The organism is Kitasatospora sp. NPDC001119 (assembly GCF_053598475.1).
In genome coordinates, this window is record NZ_JBSFKI010000011.1 from 63,195 (window position 1) to 83,213 (window position 20,019).

A 20,019-nucleotide genomic window follows, 5' to 3' on the forward strand; every position below is an offset into this window, starting at 1 on the left:
CTGGCCTGCGTCTTCCCGTTCCCACCTGCCGGATGTCTGTGAAGCCGATGTTTCGCCCGATGGCGATCGCACGACACCGACCGGCTGGGCCTTGACCGGCCCCCGGAGATCACGGCTAGCTTCTTCTCAGAGTCGATCAAACGCCGCCGACCCCGACCCGAGGAAGCCCCGCCCCGATGACCGCCCCCACCACCGACGCGCCCGGCTACGCCGGTCTGGGCCTGTACGTCGGCGACCTCCACAACCACTGCGGCATCAGCTACGGCCACGGGAGCATCGAGGACGCCTACGCCAACGCCCGGCTCCAGCTCGACTTCGCCAGCGTCACCGGCCACGGCTGGTGGCCCGACCTGCCCGAGCGCACCCCCGAACTGGCCAGCCTGGTCGACTACCACACCGAGGGCTTCGCCCGGCTGGCCCGGCTCTGGGACCACGTCCAGGACGTCACCGCCGCCGCCCACGAGGACGGCCGCTTCGTCACCTTCCAGTCCTTCGAGTGGCACAGCCTCGCGTACGGCGACCACTGCGTGTACTTCGACGGCCCGCGCGGCGAGATCATCCGGGCGGCGGACCTGGAGCGACTGCGCGCCCGGCTCCGGGAGCTCGCCGCCCAGGGCGTACGGACCTGGGCCCTGCCGCACCACATCGGCTACGGGCCGGCCCGCCGCGGCATCGACTGGGCCTCCTACACCGAGGAGTTCGCCCCGGTGGTGGAGATGGTGTCGATGCACGGCTGCGCCGAGTCCGACGAGGCGCCGCGCGGCTACCTGCACACCATGGGCCCGCGCGCCGCCGCCGGGACGGCCGTCCACGGCCTGCGCCTGGGCCACCGCTTCGGGCTGATCGGCTCCACCGACCACCACAGCGCCTTCCCCGGCAGCCACGGGCACGGCCGGGTCGCGGTCTGGGCCCCGGAGCTGACCCGCGACGGGATCTGGACCGCCGTCCAGCGGCGCCGCGCCTACGCGATCACCGGCGACCGCATCCTGCTCGCCACCTCCGTCAACGGCGCCCCGATGGGCGCCGAGGCCCCCTCCGCCGACCGGCGCCGGATCCAGGTCACCGTCCAGGGCCGGGACGCGCTCGACCACGTCGAACTGCTGCGCAACGGCGTCCCCGTCCACCGGGTCAGCCGCCCCGAACTGCTCGCCCGCACCGCCGCCGAGGACACCTTCACCGGCACCCTGGGCTTCGCCGTCGGCTGGGGCCGGCGCGGCGAACCGGTGCACTGGGACGTGGAGCTGCGGGTCGAGGGCGGGCGGCTGCTGGACGTCCAGCCCCGGCTGCGCGGCCCGGAGACGGTCGCGCCCGCCGAGGCCGAGCCGGACACCTACCGGCCGTCCCACTGGGAGCGCACCGGGCCGGGGGAGGTCCGGCTGCGGACCGTCACCGACGGCAACCCCAACACCGCCACTGACAGCACCCAGGGCTTCTCGCTGCGGATCGAGGGCGACGAGCGGACCAGGCTGGTCGCCGTCGTGAACGGCGTCGAGACCGCCCACGCCGTCGGCGAGCTGCTGGCGGGCGCGCGGACCGGCTTCACCGGCGGGTTCGTCTCCGGCGCCTACCGCTTCGACCGGGCCGTGCCCGACCGGGAGACCACCGCCGAGTTCGAGCTGACCGACGAACGCCCCGGCGGCGACGGGGACTTCTACCACGTGAGGGTACGACAGGTGAACGACCAGTGGGCCTGGTCCAGCCCGACCTGGGTGGGACCGGCCGGCTCCTGTCGCTAGGGCCGGTTGATCCCGTCAGCCGGCCCCGACCACCGGTCGCCCGTACCCGAACCCGAGATGGAGAAGAACCCGTGTCCCGACTCCCCGGCCGCCTCGCCGGCGCCGTGCTCACCGCCGCCCTGGCCGTGACCGCCGCCGCTCCCGCCCACGCCGCCGCCCCCGCACCCGCCCCCGCGGCCGTGACCGCCGCCACCGAGGTCTTCGCCGACGACTTCGAATCCGGCACCCTCGCCGCCTGGACCCGCCAGCGCGTCGACGGCAACGGCAGCATCACCGTGGCCCCCGCACCCGCCGGCGGCACCGGCCAGGCCGCCCGCTTCAGCGTCCCGAACGACGGCGCCTCCTACCGCTCCGAGGTCGCCGTCAACTCCCTCGGCTGGGGCAGCTACCGCTTCGCCCTCGCCGACTACCTGCCCGCCGACTGGGTGCGGACGTCCACCGAGACGATCCTCGCCCAGTGGCACGGCTACCCGCTCGCCGACGGCAGCGACACCAAGCCGCCGATCGCGCTGACCGTCAAGGACGGCAGCTGGCGGCTCAAGGTGCACTGGCTGACCGACCCGAGCACCGTCCAGGAGGCGGTGATCCCGCTCGGCGACGTGCAGTTCGGCCACTGGAACCAGTGGGCCTTCGACATCACCTGGTCCACCGACACCACCCCCGGTGCCGTCACCGTCTATCGGGACGGCGCGCAGGTCGGCGCGTACAGCGGCCTCAACAACTACCACCAGAACCAGTCGCCGTACTTCAAGACCGGCATCTACCGGGCCAACTGGAACCCGGCCAAGAACATCCCCTACCCGACCGGCGGCCCCGACGTGGTGGCCTGGAGCGACAGCGTCGTCGTGACCAGGTACTGACACCGCACCCGCCGACCGAGACCCCGAGAACCGAAGAGGTAGCACCACCATGAGCGACGCGGCCCGCCACCACGGCCTGCCCCGAAGAGGCTTCCTCGGCCTGAGCGCCGGAGCGGTCCTGCTGGCGGCGGGCTGCCGCTCCGCCACCGAGGACGCCGCCGGCGGGGCCGCGGCCCCCGCCACCGCCTCCGCGCCGGACCTCCAGATCGTCTACGGCGCCGCCCCCGACCCCACCCAGCTGCTCCACCGCGGCCCGGACACCCCGGTGTTCGTCAACCTGGTGCTGGACCGGCTGGTCGACCTCGACCCGCAGACCCTCCAGCCCGTGCCCTGGCTCGCCACTTCCTGGGAGTGGAGCGCCGACCGCACCAGGCTCGTGCTCAAGCTGCGCGAGGACGTCACCTTCCACGACGGCCGCCCGCTCAGCCCGGACGACGTCGTCTTCTCGCTCACCGGCGCGGCCAAGTCCTCCCAGGTCAAGCCGCTGCTGGAACGGCTCGCCGACATCCGGGCGAGCGCCCCGAACGAGGTCACCCTCACGCTCGCCAGGCCCACCAGCAACCTGTTCGACGCGCTCGCCTTCAACCCCGTGGTGGACGCCCGCAGTTACGTCGACGGCAAGGCCGCCGACAGGGTCAACGGCACCGGGCCGTTCACCTGGCAGGCGTTCAAGGGCGGCAACCAGCTCGACCTGGCCCGCTACGACCACTACTGGCAGAGCGGTCGGCCGCACTTCGAGCGGATCACCGTCCGGTCGGTGACCAGCAGCCAGGCCGCGCTGTCCGCCCTCCAGTCGGGGCAGTCCCACCTGATCGGCGCGGTGCCCGGCCGCGACCTCAAGGTGCTCGGCGGGAACCCGGCCTTCACCGTGCAGTCCGCCAGGTCCTCCTACCAGCAGGCCTTCCTCGGCGTGAACGTCACCAGCGGGCCCTTCGGCGACCGCCGGGTGCGCCAGGCCCTCCAGTACGCGGTGGACCGCGACCGCATCGTCGCCCAGGTGTACGGCGGCCACGCCGAGGCGAGCAGCCTGCCCTGGCCCTCCAACACCCCCGGCGTCACCCCCGACCAGGTCACCCGCTACCCGCACGACCCGGAGAAGGCCCGCGGGCTGCTCCGGGAGGCCGGCGCCGAGGGCACCCGGGTGCCGCTCACCGCCGCCAACTCGCCGGTCTTCGCCTCCCTCGTGGAACTGGTCAAGTACGACCTGGAGCAGGCCGGGTTCGGCGTCGACGTCCAGCTGCTGGACAACGCCGCGCTCCAGCCGAAGATCCAACAGGGCACGCTGGACGGGCTGTTCATCGCCAACCACGGCATGGTCAGCGTCTCCCCGCTGAGCGGGATCACCGTCTCCGGCCCGCTCCAGGTCGGCCGGAACACCTCGCACGTCACCGACCCCGCCTACGCCGAACTCCAGTCCCGCGCCTTCGCCGCCGCCGACGAGCAGGCCCGGGCCGAGGTCAACCACGACCTGTCCGAGTACCTGCTCACCGAGTCCTTCCACATCACCCTCGCGCACGCCTGGGAGACCTACGCCCTGGCCTCCTCGGTGCGCGGCGTGGCCACCAGCGCGCTCGGCTACCTGCGGCTCGACGACACCCGGCGCACCGCCTGACACACCGCCTGACACACCGCCGGACGTACCGCCGGGCGCCGTCGCCGCGCCGCACCGTCGGACGCACCGCCTGACGGCCGTCCCAGGGCGACCCCCACCGCCCTGGGGCGGCTCCTCCGACCCCCTTGGAGTACCCCCGTGCCCTACTGGACCAGAAAGGCGGCCGGCGCGCTGGCCACGCTCTGGCTCGCCTCCGTCGCCGTCTTCCTGCTGCTCCGCCTCGCCCCCGGCGACCCGGTCTCCGCCGCGCTCGGCGCCGAGGCCGACCAGGAGCAGCGCGACCGGCTCGCCGGCAGCCTCGGCGTGGACCGGCCGATGCCCGTCCAGTACCTGGGCTGGCTGCACGGACTGCTCACCGGGGACCCGGGCAGCTCCTTCCACTACCGGGAGCCGGTCACCCGGCTGATCGGCCAGAGCGTCGGCAGCACCGTCCAACTCGCCCTCGTCGCCGGGCTGCTGATGCTGGCCCTCGGCCTGCTGCTGGGCGTCGCGCTGGCCGCCGAGCGCCGCGGCCGGCTCGCCCGGGTGCTCGACCCGCTGGCCACCGCCCTGCTCGCGCTGCCGGTGTACGTCACCGCCGTGCTCTTCGTCTTCGTCTTCGCCGTCCTGCTGCGCCTGCTGCCCGCCGGCGGCGAGCGGGACCTGTTCACCGCGCCGGACCTCGCCGTCCAGTACCTCGCCCTGCCCGCCGTCGCGCTCGCGCTGCCGGGGGCGGCGGTGCTGGCCCGGCTGCTCGCCACCGAGCTGCGCCGCACCCGCCAGGAGGAGTTCGTGCTGACCGCCGTCGCCAAGGGGGCCTCGCCCCGGCGGGTCCTGGCGCGCCACGTGCTGCCCAACAGCCTGGCCCCGTTCTGCGTCGAATTCGGCCTGCACCTGGGCGAGTTGCTCGGCGGCGCGGTGGTCGCCGAACAGCTCTTCGCCCGGCACGGCCTGGGCCAGCTGCTGCTGGACGCCATCAACCAGCGGGACTACCCGGTCGCCCAGACCCTGATCATGCTCGCCGTCGCCGTCGCCGTACTCGTCCAGCTCGGCTCGGAGCTGCTGGTCGGCCGGCTCGACCCGCGGATCGCCCGCGCCGGCACCGGGGAGGACCGGTGACCAGCACCCTCGCCGTACGCCGCCGCCGGCTCGCCCTGCCCGCGCTCCCGGCCGCGCTGCGCACCCGGCGCGGCCGCACCGGCGCGCTCCTCGTCCTCCTGGTGGTGCTGCTGGGGCTGCTCGGCCCGCTGCTCGCCGCCGACCCCTACCGGCAGGGCCCGGACGCCCTGGCCGGGTCGTCGGCGGCCCACCTGCTGGGCACCGACGAGGTCGGGCGCGACCTGCTCGCCCGGGCGCTGGCCGGGATCCGCACCGAACTGCTGGTCTGCCTGCTGGCCGTCCCCGCGGCCGCCGTGCTCGGCACCGCGCTGGGCCTGCTCGGCGGGCTGAACCGGGTGCTGGGCGAGGCCGTCCAACGGCTGTTCGACCTGCTGCTCGGCCTGCACGGCGTCCTGCTCGGCCTCGCGCTCGCCCTGCTGGTGCGCCCGGGGCTGGGCACCGTGGTCGCCACCATCGTGCTCAGCGCGCTGCCCTCCTTCGGACGCCAGGCGCGGGCGGCCCTGCTCGCCCAGCTGGCCCGCGACCACGTGGTGGCGGCCCGGGTGCTCGGTGTGCCGCGCGGCCGGATCCTGCGCCGCCACGTGCTGGCGAACGTCGTCGACGCCACCACCGCGCTGCTGGCCGTCGCGATGGCGCACGCCGTCAAGACCGAGGGCGGCCTGAGCGTGCTGGGCCTCGGCATCCAGCCGCCCGCCCCCTCGCTCGGCACGATGATCAACACCGGCTCCAAGTACCTCTTCCTCCACCCGGGTTACGCCCTGGCGCCGGTCGTCCTGCTCGGCCTGCTGGTGTTCGGCCTGACCCTGCTCGCCGACTCGTTCAACCGGGAGAGACTGCGGTGACCACGACCGATGCCATCACCACCGTCGAGGCCCCGACCGCCGCACCGGTGCCGGGCCCGCCGCTGCTGGAGGTGCGCGGCCTGCGCGTCACGGCGGGCGGCGGCGAGGCGGTGCGCGGGGTGGACCTCACCGTGCGGCCGGGCGAGATCCTCGGCCTGGTCGGCGAGTCCGGCTCCGGCAAGACGCTCACCGCGCTGGCCGTCAACCGGATGCTGCCGCCGGGCTGCCGCACCACCGGCGGCACCGTCCGCTTCGACGGCACCGACCTGCTGGCCCTGCCCGAGCCCGCCGTGCGCGCGGTGCGCGGCCGGCGCATCGGCATGGTCTTCCAGGACCCGCTGGCCCACCTCAACCCCCGGATGCCGGTCGGCCGCCAGCTCGCCGAGGCCGCCCTGGTGCACGGCGCGAGCCGCCGCGAAGCCCGGGCCCGGGCGCTCGAACTCCTCGACCTGGTCGGCATCGCCGAGCCCGCGCGCCGCTACCGCGACCGGCCGCACGAGTTCTCCGGCGGCATGCGCCAGCGCGTGCTGATCGCCATGGCGATGGCCAACCGGCCCGAGCTGCTGATCGCCGACGAGCCGACCACGGCGCTCGACCCGAGTACCCGGGTGGAGATCCTCGACCTGCTGGTCCGGCTGCGCGACGAGACCGGCACGGCCGTCCTGCTGATCACCCACGACCTCGGCGTGGTGGCCCGCAGCTGCGACACCGTCCAGGTGATGTACGCCGGACGGATCGTCGAACGGGCGCCCACCGCAGGCCTGTTGGCCGCACCCCGGCACCGGTACACCGCCGGGCTGCTGGCCGGCGTGCCCCGGCTGGACGGCCCGCCCGGCGCGCCGCTCACCGTCATCGGAGGACGCCCGCCGGCAGCGGGGGAGGTGCTGACCGGCTGCGCCTTCGCACCGCGCTGCGCGGCCGCCGCCGACCGCTGCACGACCTCGGCGCCGGGTTGGACCGACACCGGCGACTCCGGCTTTTCCTGCCATCTCCCGGTGGCACAGGCGGTGGTGACGGAACGTCAGATCGTCGAGGCGCGACGGGCGGAGCGGGCCGCCGAGCCCGTCCTGGTCGCCGAGGGCCTCACCGTCCGCTACGGCCGCCGCCGGCCCCCGGCGCTGGACGGCGTCAGCCTGAGTGCCGCGCCCGGCCGGGCGGTCGGGGTGATCGGCGAGTCCGGCTCCGGGAAGTCCACCCTGGCCCGCGCGCTGCTCGGGCTGGTGCGCCCGCAGGCCGGGACGGTCCGGGTGGACGGCCGCTCCTGGGCCGGGGCCGACCGCGCCGAGGAACGCGAACTGCGGCGCCGGGTACAGCTGGTCTTCCAGGACCCGTACGCCTCGCTCAGCCCCCGGATGACGGTGCGCGAGGCGCTGGCCGAGCCGCTGACGACCCACGGGCTGCGCGACCGCGACCCGCGCGGACTGTGCGAGCTGGTCGGCCTGCCCGAGGCGGTGCTCGACGCCCGGCCGCACCGGCTCTCCGGCGGCCAGCGCCAGCGGGTCGCGATCGCGCGGGCGCTGGCCGTCGGCCCGCAGGTGCTGGTCGCCGACGAGCCGACCTCCGCGCTGGACGTCTCGGTCCAGGCGCAGATCCTCAACCTCTTCGCCGACCTGCGCGAACAGCACGGCGTGGGGCTGGTGTTCATCTCGCACGACCTCGCGCTGGTCCGGCACCTCTGTGACGAGGTGCTGGTGCTGCGGCACGGCCGGGTGGTCGAACGGGCGCCCGCCGCCGAGCTGTTCGCCGCGCCCGCCCACCCGTACACCCGGGAGCTGCTGGCGGCCGCCGGCGCGCCCGAACCGCCCTGCCCATGACCGGACCCTGGAGCCCCATGCCTGCCGTGAACCCCTCCCGCCGCCAACTCCTGCTCGGCACCGGCGCGGTGGCCGCGCTCTCGGTGCTCGGCCCGCCCGCCGCCGTGGCGGCCCCCGCCGCGCCCGCGGCCCGCGAGCCCGAGGTGACCGGACTCGGCCCCGGGAACAGCGACTTCCCCCTGATGAGCGCCACACTGGTCGACGACACCCTGTGGATCGGCTCGCGCAACCTCGCCCCCGCCCGGGTGATCGGCTACCACCTGCCGACCGGCCGGGTCACCGCCACCGTCGAACTGCCCACCGGCAACTTCGTCCAGGGCTCGGCCGCCCATGGCGGCGTGCTCCACCTCGGCGTCACCGACGCCCCGGGCGCGGCCAACCTCTACCGCTACGACGGCACCCTCACCGCGCTCGGCAGCGTCCCCGGCGCCGACGTCCGGGACGTGGCCGTCGCGCCCGACGGGACGGTCTACGCGACCGGACGGCAGAAGGGCCGGGCCGCCGGTCCCGGCCTCTACGCCTGGAGCCCGGCCACCGGCGCCGTCACCGAGGTCGCCTCCCCGGCGCCGAACGCCACCCAGGGCCGGGCCGTCGCGGCCACCGCGACCCACGCCTACCTCGGCGTCGGCAGCAACCTCGCGGGCGGCGGCGGGGCGACCCGGGCCGGCCTGTACGCCGTCGAGCGGGCCACCGGCGCCGTCAGCGACATCACCCCGCCCGACCTGCGCGGCGACACGATCGTCCGCCGGATCACCGTCCTCGGCGACGACCTGCTGGCGGTGTCCACCGAGGGCGCGCCCGCCCACGTGGCGCTGCTCGACCCGGCCGACCACCGGGTGCTGCGCTCCTTCGCCGTCCCCGGCACCAAGAGCGTCACCAACTTCCAGCGCCGGGGGGACACCCTCTGGTTCACCTCCACCGAGCACGGCGTGCTGTGGCGCCACGACCTCGCCACCGGCGCGCTCGACCAGCTCGCCGTGCCGGTGCCGGACGGCAACTCCTGGGGCCTCGGCCGGCTCGGCGACACCCTCGCGGGCGTCACCGAGGGCGGCACCGTCTGGACCCTCGACCTCGGCACCGGGGCCGTCGCCACCCGGGACCTGGTCGAGGCGGGCGCCCCCGCCGCCGCCCAGCTCGGCATGTCGGTCGCGGCCCGCGCCGGGCGGGTCTACGTCGGCGGCAACGGCTCGCTCGCCCTCCACGACCTGGCCGCCGGGACCGTCCGCAAGCTCCCGGTGCCGGGCGAGGCCAAGGACACCGTGGTCCTCGACGACGGCACCCTCTACCTGGGCGTCTACTCCTCGCAGGGCATCTGGCGCTACCGGCCGGGAAGCGACCCGGCACCCGTCAAGGAGGCCGCGCTGCCGCAGGAGCAGAACCGGCCGCAGGTGATCCGCCGGGACCCGGGCAGCGGCCTGCTGCTGCTCGGCGTCCAGGCCGACACCACCGGCGGCGGCTCCTTCGTCACCTACCGCCCGGGCAGCGGCCGGCCCACCGTGCACACCGACCCGCTCGGCCCCGAGCAGCTGGTGCGCGCCGTCGCCGCCGGGCACGGCCAGGCCTTCCTCGGCGGCGACAACGCCCGGCCCACCGGCCCGCGCGGCGACCTGGCCGCCTGGGACCCGGTGGCCGGCCGCGAGCTGTGGCGCACCGCGACCGACCTCGGCGCGGGCGTCAGCAGCCTCGCCGTGCTCGGGAACACCCTGTACGGCCTGACCGTGAACGGCCGGGCGTTCACCGTCGACCTGTGCGGCTCGCGGCGGGCCGGGTTCGTGCCGGTGATCGGGCGGCGCGCCGACCTGGGGGCCGTCTCCGGCGCCAACCCGCGGCTGCTGGCGCTCGGCGGGGCCCTGTACGGGGTCAGCGAGCGGAGCCTGTTCCGGCTGGACCGCGACACCCTGGCCGCCACCGTGCTGGTCGGGCTGGACGCCGAGTGGTACAGCGGCGCCCGGCTGGCCGCGGACGAGCACGGCGTGCTCTACACGCTGCGCGGGCGCGAGCTGATCGCCGTCCGGCCGTAACGACCGCGAGGGGAGGGGCCGGCCCGGGCGGGCCGGCCCCTTGCGCGTCAGCGCGCGGCGTGCGGCACGAAGCGCGCGAACGGGTCGGCGACCTCCGCGCAGTGCCCGGCCAGCAGGCCCCGGAAGCGGTCGAGCAGCGCCGCGTGCCGGGCGTCGACCGCGAGGTTGACCAGCTCGCCGGGGTCGGCGGCGAGGTCGAAGAGCTGCTCCCGGTGGTCGCCCCAGGCGTAGCAGACGTACTTGTGCCGCCCGGCGCGGACCATCCGGCCCAGGGCGTTGTTGAAGCCGGGGATCTCCCAGCGGGTCTCGACCACCACGCTGTCGTGCGGCCGCGGCGCGCGGACGCTGCGGCCGGGCAGCCCACCGGGCCCCTCGATCCCGGCCAGGTCGCAGAGCGTCGGGATGAGGTCCAGCCCGGCCGCGACCAGCCGCTCGTCGACCGCGCCGGCGGCCACCCCGGGGCCGGTGACCACCAGGGGCACCCGCACGCACTCCTCGTACAGGGCCCACTTCTGGTTCCAGCGGTGGGCGCCCGCGCCGTCGCCGTGGTCGGAGCTGAACACCACCACGGTCTCCCGGTCGCCGCCGCGCTCCGCCAGCGCGGCCAGCAGCAGGCCGATGTGCCGGTCCACCCGCTCCACCAGGGCGTAGTAGGCGTGCCGGTAGCGGCGCCAGTCGTCCTCCCGCCAGTGCTCCGTCGGGTGGGTGTGCGGCTGGGCCAGCCGGGCCAGCCGGGGCAGCGCCGGATCGTACGGCCCGACCGGGAAGTTGGCGGGCAGCGGCGGGAGTTCGGGGACGGGCGGCGCGGGCGGGAGCGGGCCGGTGCGCGGGTCCTGGCCGCGGGCCCACTCGCAGATGCCGTGCGGCTCCAGGAAGGAGGCGACCAGCAGGAACGGCCGCTCGCGCGGCGCGCGGACGAACCCGGCGGCGGCGCGGGCGAGTCCGGCGTCGTCCCCGCCCGCCGGGTGGATCCGGCGGAAGCCCCGGTCGGCGGGCAGGTCGAGCTCCGGCAGGTGCCACTTGCCGCCGTAGCCGCAGTCGTAGCCGGCCTCGGTGAACAGGCGCCCGAGCAGCGGGTCCTCGGGGCCGCCGGTGTTGCCGGTGACGCCGACGGTGCTGGGCAGGCGGCCGGTCATCAGGCTGGCCCGCGAGGGGGTGCAGAGCGGCTGGGCGCAGTAGGCGTTGGGGTAGCGGGTGCCGGCGGCGGCCAGCGCGTCCATCGCGGGGGTGCGCAGGTACGGGTTCCCGGCGGCGCCCATCGCGTCGGCGGTCTGCTGGTCCGTCAGGACCAGGACGACGTCGGGGCTCTGTGGATCCGGCACGGGTCAGGCCATCCGTTCGTAGGTGTGCGGGTCGAGCGCCCGGCGCAGCGGGGCCCCGTCCAGCCAGCGCTCGAACTCGCCGACGACCAGGTCGCCGAGGCGGCGGCGCTCCAGCCCCCGGCTGCCCGCCAGGTGCGGGGTGACGACCACGTTGGGCAGGGTGAACAGCGGTGAGCCGGGCAGCGGCGGCTCGGGGTCGGTGACGTCCAGCACGGCGAAGAGGTCCGGGCGTTCGGCGAGGACGGCCAGCAGCGCGGGCTCGTCCAGGACGGCTCCGCGCGCGGTGTTGACGAGGGTGGCGCCGGGCTTCATCGAGGTCAGCAGCCGCCGGTCGACGAGGCCGCGGGTCGCCGGGAGCAGCGGGGTGTGCACGCTCACCACGTCGGCGGCGGCGAAGAGTTCGTCCAGGCCGACGGCGCGCACCCCGGGCGGCACCGGGGCGTACGGGTCGTGCGCGAGGACCTCGACGTCGTAGCCGCGCAGCATCTCGCAGACCAGGCGCCCGGCCGCGCCGAGCGACAGGACGCCGACCGTGGAGCCGTACCCGCCCGGGGTGCGGGCGGCCGGGACGGCGGCGCGGGCGGCCCGGGCGTCGAGGACGTGGCGCCAGCCGCCCTTGAGGGCGTAGACGATCTGGGCCACGGCGAACTCCGCGACCGGGACGGCGTTGGCGTGCGCGGCGGTGACGATCGGGACGCCCGCCGCCCAGAACGCCTCGCCGGCGATCCGGCGCACCGAGCCGGCCGCGTAGAGCACCAGCCGCAGGCGGGGGAGCCGGGCCAGGGCGTCGGCGTCCAGGACGGGCCCGCCCCAGCCGGTGAACAGCACCTCGACGGCCCGCAGCGCCTCCGGTGCGGCGGCGGCCAGCCGCTCGGCGCTCCACACCCCGTCGGGCGAGGCCGGGTCGGCCAGCACCTCGGCCCGGGCGGCGACCCGGGCGCGGGCCCGCGGGCCGTAGACGTCGGGGAAGCGCTCCGGGTCCATCGCGAAGGCGGCGGTGGGCATCCGGTTCTCCTCGGGTCGCTGACGCACAAGGAGTTTCTATCACAGTGAGAAATAGTGGGAGGAGGCGGTAGGGCTGGTCGGCCCCGGTCCTCAGCGGGTGATGAACGTCGCCCCGTCCGCGAGCCGGACCGCCGCCGCGGCCGCGCCGACCAGCTCGGTGGTGGTGCTGTGCACGACCACCAGGCGCGGCAGGACCGGCACCCGCCCCTGCAGCCGGCTCTCGATCGCGGCCGGCAGCTCGCCCCCGCTCTCCCAGAACAGCCGCCCGCCGAGGGCGATCAGCTCCGGCGCCAGCACCGTGCTCAGGTTGGCCACCAGCAGCGCCAGGTCGTCGGTGAGCTCGCCGATCAGCCGCACCGCAGCCGGGTCGCCCTCGCGCCCCAGCCGGAACAGCCCCGCCACCCGCTCGGCCGGGGTGCCGGACACCGTCAGACCGGCCTCGGTGATCCGCCGGTCCACCGCGTGGTCGCCGATCCTCGCCTGGGTGTCGCCGGTCCGCCCGAGCGGCCGGTCCAGCGCCGCGTGCCCGGCCATCAGGTGGCCCAGCGCCCCGGCCGCGCCCAGCCGGCCGCGGTGCAGCCGGCCGTCCAGCACGATCCCGGCGCCGACCTCGATGCCCACCACGACGGCCGCCAGGTCGCCCACCCCGGCCGCGGCGGGCGACTCCCGCACGGCCAGCGCGACCAGGTTGACATTGCTCTCGACCGCCACCGGGACGCCGTAGCGCTCCTGGAGCAGCACCCCCAGCCGCAGCCCGGGCCAGTCCAGCGCGGGCGCGAACTCGACCAGCCCGGTGCGGTCCCGGACCACCCCGGGCACGCCCACGACGAGGGCGCGGGGGGCGCCCGCGTGCCGCCCGGCCCAGTCCCGCAGGCCGTCCACCAGCGCGAGCAGCGGGCCGGTCAGCTCGTCGGCGGTGATCTCCCGCGGCCGGTCCGGGCCGGGGAACGCCCAGTGGTGCTCGGCCTCGTGCAGCACCGTGCCGTCCAGCGCGGCGACCACGCCGACGATCCGGCGCGGGCGCACCGCGATCGCCAGCACGGTCTGCGCGCGGGCGTTGTACCGGATCAGCTGCGGCGGCCGGCCGCCGCTGGACGGCGCCCGCTCCGTCTCCACCTCCACCAGCCCCTCGGCCCGCAGCACCTCCACCAGCCGGTGCACGGTCGCGGTGCTCAGCCCGCTCTCGGCGGCCAGCCGCTGCCGGGACAGCGTGCCGTGCCGCCGCAGCACCTCCAGCAGGACGGTCTGGTTCACCTGGGCGACGGTCTGCGTCGTGGCGGTGGCGGGGGTACGGCTCGGGGGCATCGCGCGCTCCTCGGACCGGGCCGGGCCCGGACGGTCAGGACTTTGTCTCAGCTTGAATATATCCTTGGCCCGGCCCGCTCCGCCCTCCTCGCCCGCGCGGGTCGCCCTGCCCGCCCTGCCCTGCCCGCCCTGCCCTGCCCGGGGCGCCCGACGAACGACGGAGCCGCCGTGCCGCTCGCCCTCTCCACGCTCGGCCTCCCCGGGCTCCCGCTGGCCGGGGCCGCCCGGCTCGCCGCCGAGCACGGCTGGGACGGGCTCGAACTGCGCTGCGCCGAGGGCGAGTCCGTCCACCCGGCGATGACCCCAGGGGAGTGCCGCAGCGCCGCCCGCGTGCTGCTCGCCCACGGCCTCACCCCGCTCGCGCTCGCCTCCTACGTCGGCGTCGCCGCCCCCGGGTCGGACCGCCCGGTGACCGACGCGCTCCGCGCCCACCTGCGGCTCGCCGCCGACCTGGGCGCGGCCGGCCTGCGGGTCTTCCCGCGCGGCGGCGACGGCCCGCGCGCCGAGGCCGACGACCGGGCCGTCCGGCGGCTCGCGGAGGTCGCGGAGGAGGCCCGGCGGCTGGGCGTGCGGGTGCTCGTCGAGACCCACGACTCCCACCGGGGCGGCCGGGCGGTGGCCGGGCTGCTGGCCCGGGTCGCCCACCCGGCCGTCGGCGCCCTGTGGGACCTGATGCACACCCACCTGGCCGGCGAGACCCCGGCCGGGACCCACGCGGCGCTCGCCCCGTACCTCGGCCACGTCCAGGTCAAGGACATCGCCGGCCCGCACGACCGCACCCCGCTCCCGCTCGGCGCCGGCGTCCTGCCGATCGCCGACTGCCTGCGCCTGCTGCCGCCCGACACCTGGGTCTGCTGGGAGTACGAGGCGCCCTGGCACCCGGCCGCCGCCCCGCTGCCCCCGCTGCTCCCCTCGGGCGCGGCCTTCCTCGCGGCCCTGCACCGCCCGTCGGGCTGAGCACCCCGCCCGCCGGGGCACACGGGTGCGGGGCGCCGGCCAGGCCGACGCCCCGCACCCGCGGCGCCGCCGCCAGCCGCTCAGCTGTGCATCACGTCGTACTTCGAGGCCTCGACGAACTGCGGGGCCCACTTCTGCTTCAGGCGCAGGCAGTACCGGTTGAGCAGATCGGCGAACGGCCCCATCGGGCGGCGGAAGTCGACGATCACGATGACCCTGGGCTCGTCGCTGTGGTTCTCCACCTCGTGCTCGAACGAGACGTCCAGGACCGTTCCCTCGCCCTCCCGCCAGGTGTAGTAGTCGCGGTCGAGCCTGATCCGCGGCGGGTTGTCCTTCGGGATCCGCAGGCCGAGGTGGTAGCGCAGCACACCGGCGTACGGGTCCCGGTGGGCCGGCAGGCCGACGCCCGGGTCCAGGATCGAGATGAACGCGTTGACCACGTTGGGCGTGGACATCGCGAAGTCGAGCAGCGCCGGGCAGTCCTTCCTGGCCAGCTCGTTGGGCCGGCCGTACATGTAGGCGTAGTAGAGGCGCCAGTCCTCCGAGACCTGGGCCGCGCGCACGGGGTCGAAGGTCCCGTAGGTCGGGATGCTCGTGCGGCTCAGGAGCGCGTCCACCTCCGCCCGGACGGCGGGGTAGACGGCCTCCAGGGCGCGTACCTCGGGAAAGACCGTGCGCGGGGGGATGATCCGCGGGCGGCCCTCGCCGCCCGCACCGCGCAGGAAGATCCAGTTGGTGACGGCCCGAAAACGCGGGTGGTTGACGCTGGGTGAGCCTTTCATCGTCCGCTCCCGATTCCGTGTGTCCTGAGACGTGTCATGAGTCGATGGCGATGGCTTGGTGGGGTGGCGGCGTGGTGAACCCGGCGATGTACCGGCCGGCTCCGAGCACCGCCACCAGGACGATCCAGCCCGCGACCGGCGCGGCGGTGACCAGGCCGGCGACGAGCAGCGGGCCGGCCGCGCCCTGGGTGGTCTCGCCGAGGACGCAGGCGCTCTGGTAGAAGCCGTGCTCGTCGGCCGCCGCGAGCACGGCGGACAGGCCCCACTCGCCCGCGGCCTCCAGCAGTTCGCCGCCGGTCAGCGCGATCGTGGCCGCGACGAGCAGGACCACCTGCCAGCCGGTCGGCGCGAACCGGACCAGGCCGAGCAGCAGGCAGCAACCCGCGGTCCACACCGCGGAGTTCCGGAAGCAGCGCAGCGCTCCCTCGCGCGTCGCCGCGCGCCTGCTCACGGCCAGCTGACCGCCCACGGCGATCAGCGAGTTGAGCATCACCAGCCAGCCCAGCACGGACACCGGCACCGAGGCGTGCCGGGTGACCCAGAGCGGCAGCACGGTGCTGAGCAGCGTCGTGTGGACCGTCAGGATCCCGGTCGCCGCGGCCAGTGCGCCGCCGGTGCGCAGACTCCGCGCGCCGACCACCCCCGGTGCGCGGACGGAGGGGGAGCCGCGCCGGCCGGCGCCGAGCGAGGTGGTGGCGAAGCACGCCGCCATGACGAGGTAGCCGCCGCCGATCAGCAGGTAGGCGGTCTCGTAGGCGGACGGCGAACGGGAGGCCAGCAGCCGTACGGAGCACAGCGCGCCGAGGGCGAACCCGATGTTGGTGACCGTGCGCGCCCAGGCGAGCGCCTTGACGCTGTCGCCTCCGGCGCCGGCCAGCATCGCGCGGCGGACCACGTTGCCCGCGCTGTCGAAGCCCCCGGCCACGCAGAGCACGAGCAGCAGGGCCCACGGCGTGTGGACCCGGGCCGAGAGCGGGACCAGCAGCGCCGCGCAGACGGCGGCGACGCTGCCGACGGCGCGGCCCCGGCCCCGGTCGACGAGCAGGCCGGTCGGGACCGCCACCGCCGCCGAGGCCGCCCCCCAGAGCGTCAGGCCGGCCGTCGCGAGCAGCGGCGTCAGCCCGACGATCTGCAGCAGGTAGACCATCACGGTGGCGAGGAAGGCCCCCTTGCCGACGGACAGCACGAGGGTGGCCGAGAGCAGCGCACCGGTCCGCTCGGGCGGCCTGACCCGGGCCGCCGCCGCTACGCGGGCGAGCACAGCCCGCCCCGGGAGGCCTGCCAGGTACGGGCCGTGCCGTCCGGCTGCCCGAAGGTGAACCGCAGCGGGGCCAGGCAGCGGTCCAGGGCCCGGAGCATCGCCGCGTGGTCCGCCGCGCCGCCGCGCAGGAAGTCCAGCCGCATCGTCATCACGCTCGGTTCGAGTTCGCTGCCCACCGGCACCCGGGTGACGTAGTCGACGAGGCCCGGCTCCCGTTCGGCCTCCCGCACCCCGTCCACCCGGCGGAGCGCGCCGCCGGCCAGCGGCGGCAGGTTCCAGTACTGGAAGGCGACGTCCCCGGGGGCGGGTGCCGACGGTTGGACCGGCTGTCCGCAGGCCACCGCGATGCCCAGCTCCAGCAGGTCCAGGCCGGTGGTCCGCCGGTGCAGGTCGGCGATGAAGGCGCCGAGCCGCCCGTTGACCTCGATGATCCGCGGGCCCCGCGCGGTGAGCTTGATCTCGGTGTGCACCAGGCCCCGCCGGATGCCGAGGGCGCGGGCCGCCTCGGTGGCCAGCCGGGCGACCTCGCCGCTCTCGGCGGGGGACAGCTGGGAGGGGAAGAACTGGCCCTGCTCGCGGAACGGGTCGAGCAGCGGGAACTTGCCGGTGACGCCGAGCGTGTGGACCGCGTCGTCGGCGACGAGCGACTCCACGGACACGTAGTCGCCGAAATCGCCCTCGTCCCGGCCGCGCAGGTACTCCTCGACCACGAACGGGCGCTCGGCGGTGGGCGTCAGCTCCGCGGGGTAGCCCTCGGCGTCCGCCACCAGGTGGGTGTCGCGGCTGCTGTGGCTGTGGACCGGCTTGACGACCACCGGACCGGCCAGTTCCCGTACCGCCGCCAGGGCCTCCTCCCGGCTCGTCACCGGGATCGACCGGACGGCGTCCACACCGGCTCGCGCCAGCCGTCCGCGCTGCGCCCGCTTGTCGGTGAGCAAGGTGACCGTCTCGGCCTCGTGGAACAGCAGCCCCAGCCCGTCGCCGAGCCGCGCGGTCAGCGGGACCAGCGGCTCGCTGAACGTGGTGATGCCGCAGGGCCGGTGGGGACGCAGCAGGGCCAGCGCCGGCTCCGGCGCGTCGGGCTCGCACTCGACGACCGGCCCGAACCCCTCGTACGCCGCCCGCTCCGGCGCCCCCAGGGCGCCGGCGACGGCCACGAAGACCGGGCGGAGGCCGCGGGCCCGGACCGCCGCGGCGATGGCGGCGGGGCCGACGGCCGCGCCCGGGACGACAGCGACGACGACGGTGCTCATCTCTCACCTGACTCTGTGTCGGACAACCGGTAGACCTGGTCCTTGAGCTCCTCGATGCGCCGGTGGTCGCGGTGGATCGCGTCCGCGGTCCCGGCGCACTGGAAGATCCTGAGCGTGCTGGAGTAGAGGTCGACGGTCGGCCGGATCCGGTCCCCGGGCCCGAGCTTCAGGTTCAGGCCGAACACGCTCTCCAGCCCGGCGATCCGCCGCACCGCACGCTCGTCGACGCTCTCGACCACGCCCGACAGCGTGGTGGAGGTCGTGCAGCAGACGGCCTCCTCGAACTTGTGGTAGCCGCGGCCCGCGTACTCGGCGGCGAACCGTTCGGGCCGCAGGTACGCGAGCGCGCTGAGCGTCGCCTGGTTGGCGCCGGTGCAGCGGTCGTGGAACCCGGGGTGCATGTTCCCGGCGATCCGCGAGCCGACCTCCACCAGCGCCGGCCCGTCGGCGGTGACGATCACCTCGGCATGGCTCGGCCCGTGGCGGACCCCCAGCGCGGCGAGCGCCCGGTCCACGTAGTCGGTCAGCTCGGCCGCCGGCGGCTCGGCCGGCGACAGCAGGCGCTCGCGGTCGTAGATGTTGCGGCCCGAGGGCAGCAGGCGCTTCTGGTACTCCCACACGCCGCACACGTAGCGCCGGCCCTCGTGGGAGACCATGTCGACGACGTACTCCGTCCCCTCCAGGTAGGACTGGACGAGCGCCTCGCGGTTGGGCGAGCCGTAGATCGTCTCGGTGTCCAGGACGGCCTTCGCCGCGGACCGCACCTGCTCGGCGTCGGCGCAGACGACGACCCCGTCGCCGGCGGCGGAGTCGAGCGGCTTGACGACCACCGGATAGCGCCCGGCGCGCTGCGCCCAGTCCACCAGGGCCTGCGGGTCGCCGCTCTTGAACTGGTCGGCGCAGTGCAGGCCGGCGGCGCGGAGCACCTCGATCATCCGGTACTTGTTCCGGCGGGCCTCGGAGAGCTCCGTCCCGTTGGTCGCCAGGCCCAGCCGCTCCGACAGCCGGTCCGCGAGCAGCACGCCCGGCTCCTGTCCGGCGAGCACGCACACCGGTGCGTACCGCGCCAGCTCCGCCACCGTCCGGTCGAGGTCCTCGTGGACGATGTTCGCCCGGTAGACGGTCAGGTCCGGGGCGGGCATGGAGGGCATCAGCCCGGGGGTGCTCTGGACGTGCACCAGGTCCGCACCCAGGGCGGTGAACTCCGGTGGCAGGTAGCCGCCGGAGGTGTAGGCGTCGACCAGTACGGCGACCGGCCTGAGCTGTGACAACGTTCCTCCTCGTCATGTCGGTCGGACGGAGCCCGCCGGGCGGACGGCCTCAGCGGGGAAGCCTCCGCGGCGTGCTCCTCCGGGGGGTGCGGGGCACTCAGACCTTCTGACGGGTGGGGCGGAGCCGGATGTCGTCGAGGTGCACGTGGGTCGGGCGGCCGACCGCGAACTCGACGACCGACGCGACGTCCTCCGGGGTCAGCAGCGGCCCGCTCTCGGCGGCGACCGCCTCGAACCACGCGCTGTCGTAGCCGGCGGCGTCCTGGAAGCCCGAGCGGACGAAACCGGGCTCGATCAGGGTCACCCGGACGTTGTGGGCGCAGACCTCCTGGCGCAGCGCCTCGACCAGCGAGTGGACGGCGAACTTGGTCGACCCGTACACCGGGTTCGCGGCCGAGACCTGCCGTCCGACGGTCGAGCCGATGACCACGATGTCGCGGACCCGCCGCCCCCCGTCCAGCTCCGCCTGCCGCACGAACTCGGCCGCGGCGTCCCGGAGCTGGTGGAGGACGGCGAGGACGTTGACCTCGATCAGCCGCTCCCAGCGGGTGGGGTCCGAGCCGAGCACGGTGCCCGGCAGGCCGTGCCCGGCGCAGGCGACGAAGATGCTCGCCGCCTCCCACTCCGCCGCGGCCGCGGCCAGCAGCTCCCGCGCGTGCCCGGGCGTCGTCACGTCGCCCGGGAAGGGCCGGACCGCCCCCGGGGCCTGGTCCGACTCGGCCGCCAGGTCGGCGAGCCTCCTGCCGTCGCGGCCGGTGGCCAGCACCCGCACGCCCTGCCGGGCGAAGCGCGCGGCGATCGCGCGCCCGATTCCGGAGGAGGCCCCGGTGACCACGGCGACCCGCTTCTCGTCCATGCCTGTTCCCTGTCTGTCGTCCAT

Annotated in this window: 16 protein-coding genes; 8 read left to right on the top strand and 8 right to left on the bottom strand. The window is 75.7% G+C overall.

Annotation, left to right across the window (positions count from 1 at the left end):
* Positions 1-176 precede the first annotated feature (176 nt).
* From ACWDD9_RS15900 to ACWDD9_RS15930, 7 genes are all read left to right on the top strand, one after another.
* Entirely contained in the window at positions 177-1,736 is a 1,560-nt protein-coding gene (locus ACWDD9_RS15900; protein ID WP_449811844.1) for a DUF3604 domain-containing protein, read from the top strand.
* Between the two features lie 71 nt (positions 1,737-1,807).
* On the top strand, positions 1,808-2,596 hold the full coding sequence (locus tag ACWDD9_RS15905; RefSeq protein ID WP_388045789.1) for a polysaccharide lyase: 789 nt from the start codon (positions 1,808-1,810) through the stop codon (positions 2,594-2,596).
* Positions 2,597-2,645: 49 nt separating this feature from the next.
* Positions 2,646-4,208, top strand: a complete 1,563-nt coding sequence (locus ACWDD9_RS15910; RefSeq protein ID WP_449811845.1) for an ABC transporter substrate-binding protein — start codon at positions 2,646-2,648, stop codon at positions 4,206-4,208.
* Between the two features lie 138 nt (positions 4,209-4,346).
* Complete coding sequence (locus ACWDD9_RS15915; RefSeq protein WP_449811846.1) at positions 4,347-5,306, top strand: ABC transporter permease; 960 nt, start codon at positions 4,347-4,349, stop codon at positions 5,304-5,306.
* Positions 5,303-6,148: an ABC transporter permease gene (locus ACWDD9_RS15920; protein WP_449811847.1), complete on the top strand. Its 846-nt coding sequence runs from the start codon at positions 5,303-5,305 to the stop codon at positions 6,146-6,148. Before ACWDD9_RS15915 ends, ACWDD9_RS15920 begins: the two co-directional genes overlap by 4 nt.
* The gene (locus ACWDD9_RS15925; RefSeq protein WP_449811848.1) at positions 6,145-7,962 is read left to right on the top strand and encodes a dipeptide ABC transporter ATP-binding protein; all 1,818 of its coding nucleotides are present in this window, start codon (positions 6,145-6,147) and stop codon (positions 7,960-7,962) included. The genes ACWDD9_RS15920 and ACWDD9_RS15925 overlap by 4 nt, the downstream gene beginning before the upstream one ends.
* A gap of 17 nt (positions 7,963-7,979) precedes the next feature.
* Positions 7,980-9,983 carry a hypothetical protein gene (locus ACWDD9_RS15930; RefSeq protein ID WP_449811849.1) on the top strand — a complete coding sequence of 668 codons (2,004 nt, stop codon included), beginning with the start codon at positions 7,980-7,982 and terminating at the stop codon, positions 9,981-9,983.
* Positions 9,984-10,030: 47 nt separating this feature from the next.
* On the opposite strand, the gene ACWDD9_RS15935 is transcribed toward ACWDD9_RS15930, so the two are convergent.
* The 3 genes from ACWDD9_RS15935 to ACWDD9_RS15945 form a co-directional block, all read right to left on the bottom strand.
* A complete protein-coding gene (locus tag ACWDD9_RS15935; protein ID WP_449811850.1) occupies positions 10,031-11,305 on the bottom strand; it encodes a sulfatase family protein in 1,275 nt (424 codons plus the stop codon).
* Between the two features lie 3 nt (positions 11,306-11,308).
* Positions 11,309-12,310, bottom strand: a complete 1,002-nt coding sequence (locus tag ACWDD9_RS15940; protein ID WP_375873631.1) for a hydroxyacid dehydrogenase — start codon at positions 12,308-12,310, stop codon at positions 11,309-11,311.
* Positions 12,311-12,400: 90 nt separating this feature from the next.
* Positions 12,401-13,615 (bottom strand): ROK family protein, encoded by a 1,215-nt coding sequence (locus ACWDD9_RS15945; RefSeq protein ID WP_449811851.1) that lies wholly within the window; start codon positions 13,613-13,615, stop codon positions 12,401-12,403.
* A 168-nt stretch (positions 13,616-13,783) separates the two neighbouring features.
* On the opposite strand from ACWDD9_RS15945, the gene ACWDD9_RS15950 reads away from it, so the two are divergent.
* Positions 13,784-14,572 (top strand): sugar phosphate isomerase/epimerase family protein, encoded by a 789-nt coding sequence (locus tag ACWDD9_RS15950; protein WP_449811852.1) that lies wholly within the window; start codon positions 13,784-13,786, stop codon positions 14,570-14,572.
* A gap of 80 nt (positions 14,573-14,652) precedes the next feature.
* On the opposite strand, the gene ACWDD9_RS15955 is transcribed toward ACWDD9_RS15950, so the two are convergent.
* The 5 genes from ACWDD9_RS15955 to ACWDD9_RS15975 all read right to left on the bottom strand — a co-directional run bounded on the left by ACWDD9_RS15955 (position 14,653) and on the right by ACWDD9_RS15975 (position 20,019).
* On the bottom strand, positions 14,653-15,354 hold the full coding sequence (locus ACWDD9_RS15955) for an aspartyl/asparaginyl beta-hydroxylase domain-containing protein (protein ID WP_049650443.1): 702 nt from the start codon (positions 15,352-15,354) through the stop codon (positions 14,653-14,655).
* A gap of 34 nt (positions 15,355-15,388) precedes the next feature.
* Positions 15,389-16,615, bottom strand: coding sequence for an MFS transporter (locus ACWDD9_RS15960; RefSeq protein WP_117486674.1), 1,227 nt, complete (start codon positions 16,613-16,615; stop codon positions 15,389-15,391).
* Positions 16,600-17,868 carry an ATP-grasp domain-containing protein gene (locus ACWDD9_RS15965; RefSeq protein ID WP_449811853.1) on the bottom strand — a complete coding sequence of 423 codons (1,269 nt, stop codon included), beginning with the start codon at positions 17,866-17,868 and terminating at the stop codon, positions 16,600-16,602. The genes ACWDD9_RS15960 and ACWDD9_RS15965 overlap by 16 nt, the downstream gene beginning before the upstream one ends.
* Positions 17,865-19,139, bottom strand: coding sequence for an ATP-grasp domain-containing protein (locus ACWDD9_RS15970; RefSeq protein WP_049650440.1), 1,275 nt, complete (start codon positions 19,137-19,139; stop codon positions 17,865-17,867). Before ACWDD9_RS15970 ends, ACWDD9_RS15965 begins: the two co-directional genes overlap by 4 nt.
* Before the next feature lie 97 nt (positions 19,140-19,236).
* A complete protein-coding gene (locus tag ACWDD9_RS15975; RefSeq protein WP_234348280.1) occupies positions 19,237-20,019 on the bottom strand; it encodes an SDR family oxidoreductase in 783 nt (260 codons plus the stop codon).

Excerpts from the sequence above, each read along its gene's own strand:
- ACWDD9_RS15900 (WP_449811844.1), top strand. The coding sequence starts at position 177 with ATGACCGCCCCCACCACCGACGCGCCCGGCTACGCCGGTCTGGGCCTG.
- ACWDD9_RS15910 (WP_449811845.1), top strand. The coding sequence starts at position 2,646 with ATGAGCGACGCGGCCCGCCACCACGGCCTGCCCCGAAGAGGCTTCCTC.
- ACWDD9_RS15930 (WP_449811849.1), top strand. The coding sequence starts at position 7,980 with ATGCCTGCCGTGAACCCCTCCCGCCGCCAACTCCTGCTCGGCACCGGC.
- ACWDD9_RS15940 (WP_375873631.1), bottom strand. The coding sequence starts at position 12,310 with ATGCCCACCGCCGCCTTCGCGATGGACCCGGAGCGCTTCCCCGACGTC.
- ACWDD9_RS15945 (WP_449811851.1), bottom strand. The coding sequence starts at position 13,615 with ATGCCCCCGAGCCGTACCCCCGCCACCGCCACGACGCAGACCGTCGCC.
- ACWDD9_RS15955 (WP_049650443.1), bottom strand. The coding sequence starts at position 15,354 with ATGAAAGGCTCACCCAGCGTCAACCACCCGCGTTTTCGGGCCGTCACC.
- ACWDD9_RS15965 (WP_449811853.1), bottom strand. The coding sequence starts at position 17,868 with ATGAGCACCGTCGTCGTCGCTGTCGTCCCGGGCGCGGCCGTCGGCCCC.
- ACWDD9_RS15975 (WP_234348280.1), bottom strand. The coding sequence starts at position 20,019 with ATGGACGACAGACAGGGAACAGGCATGGACGAGAAGCGGGTCGCCGTG.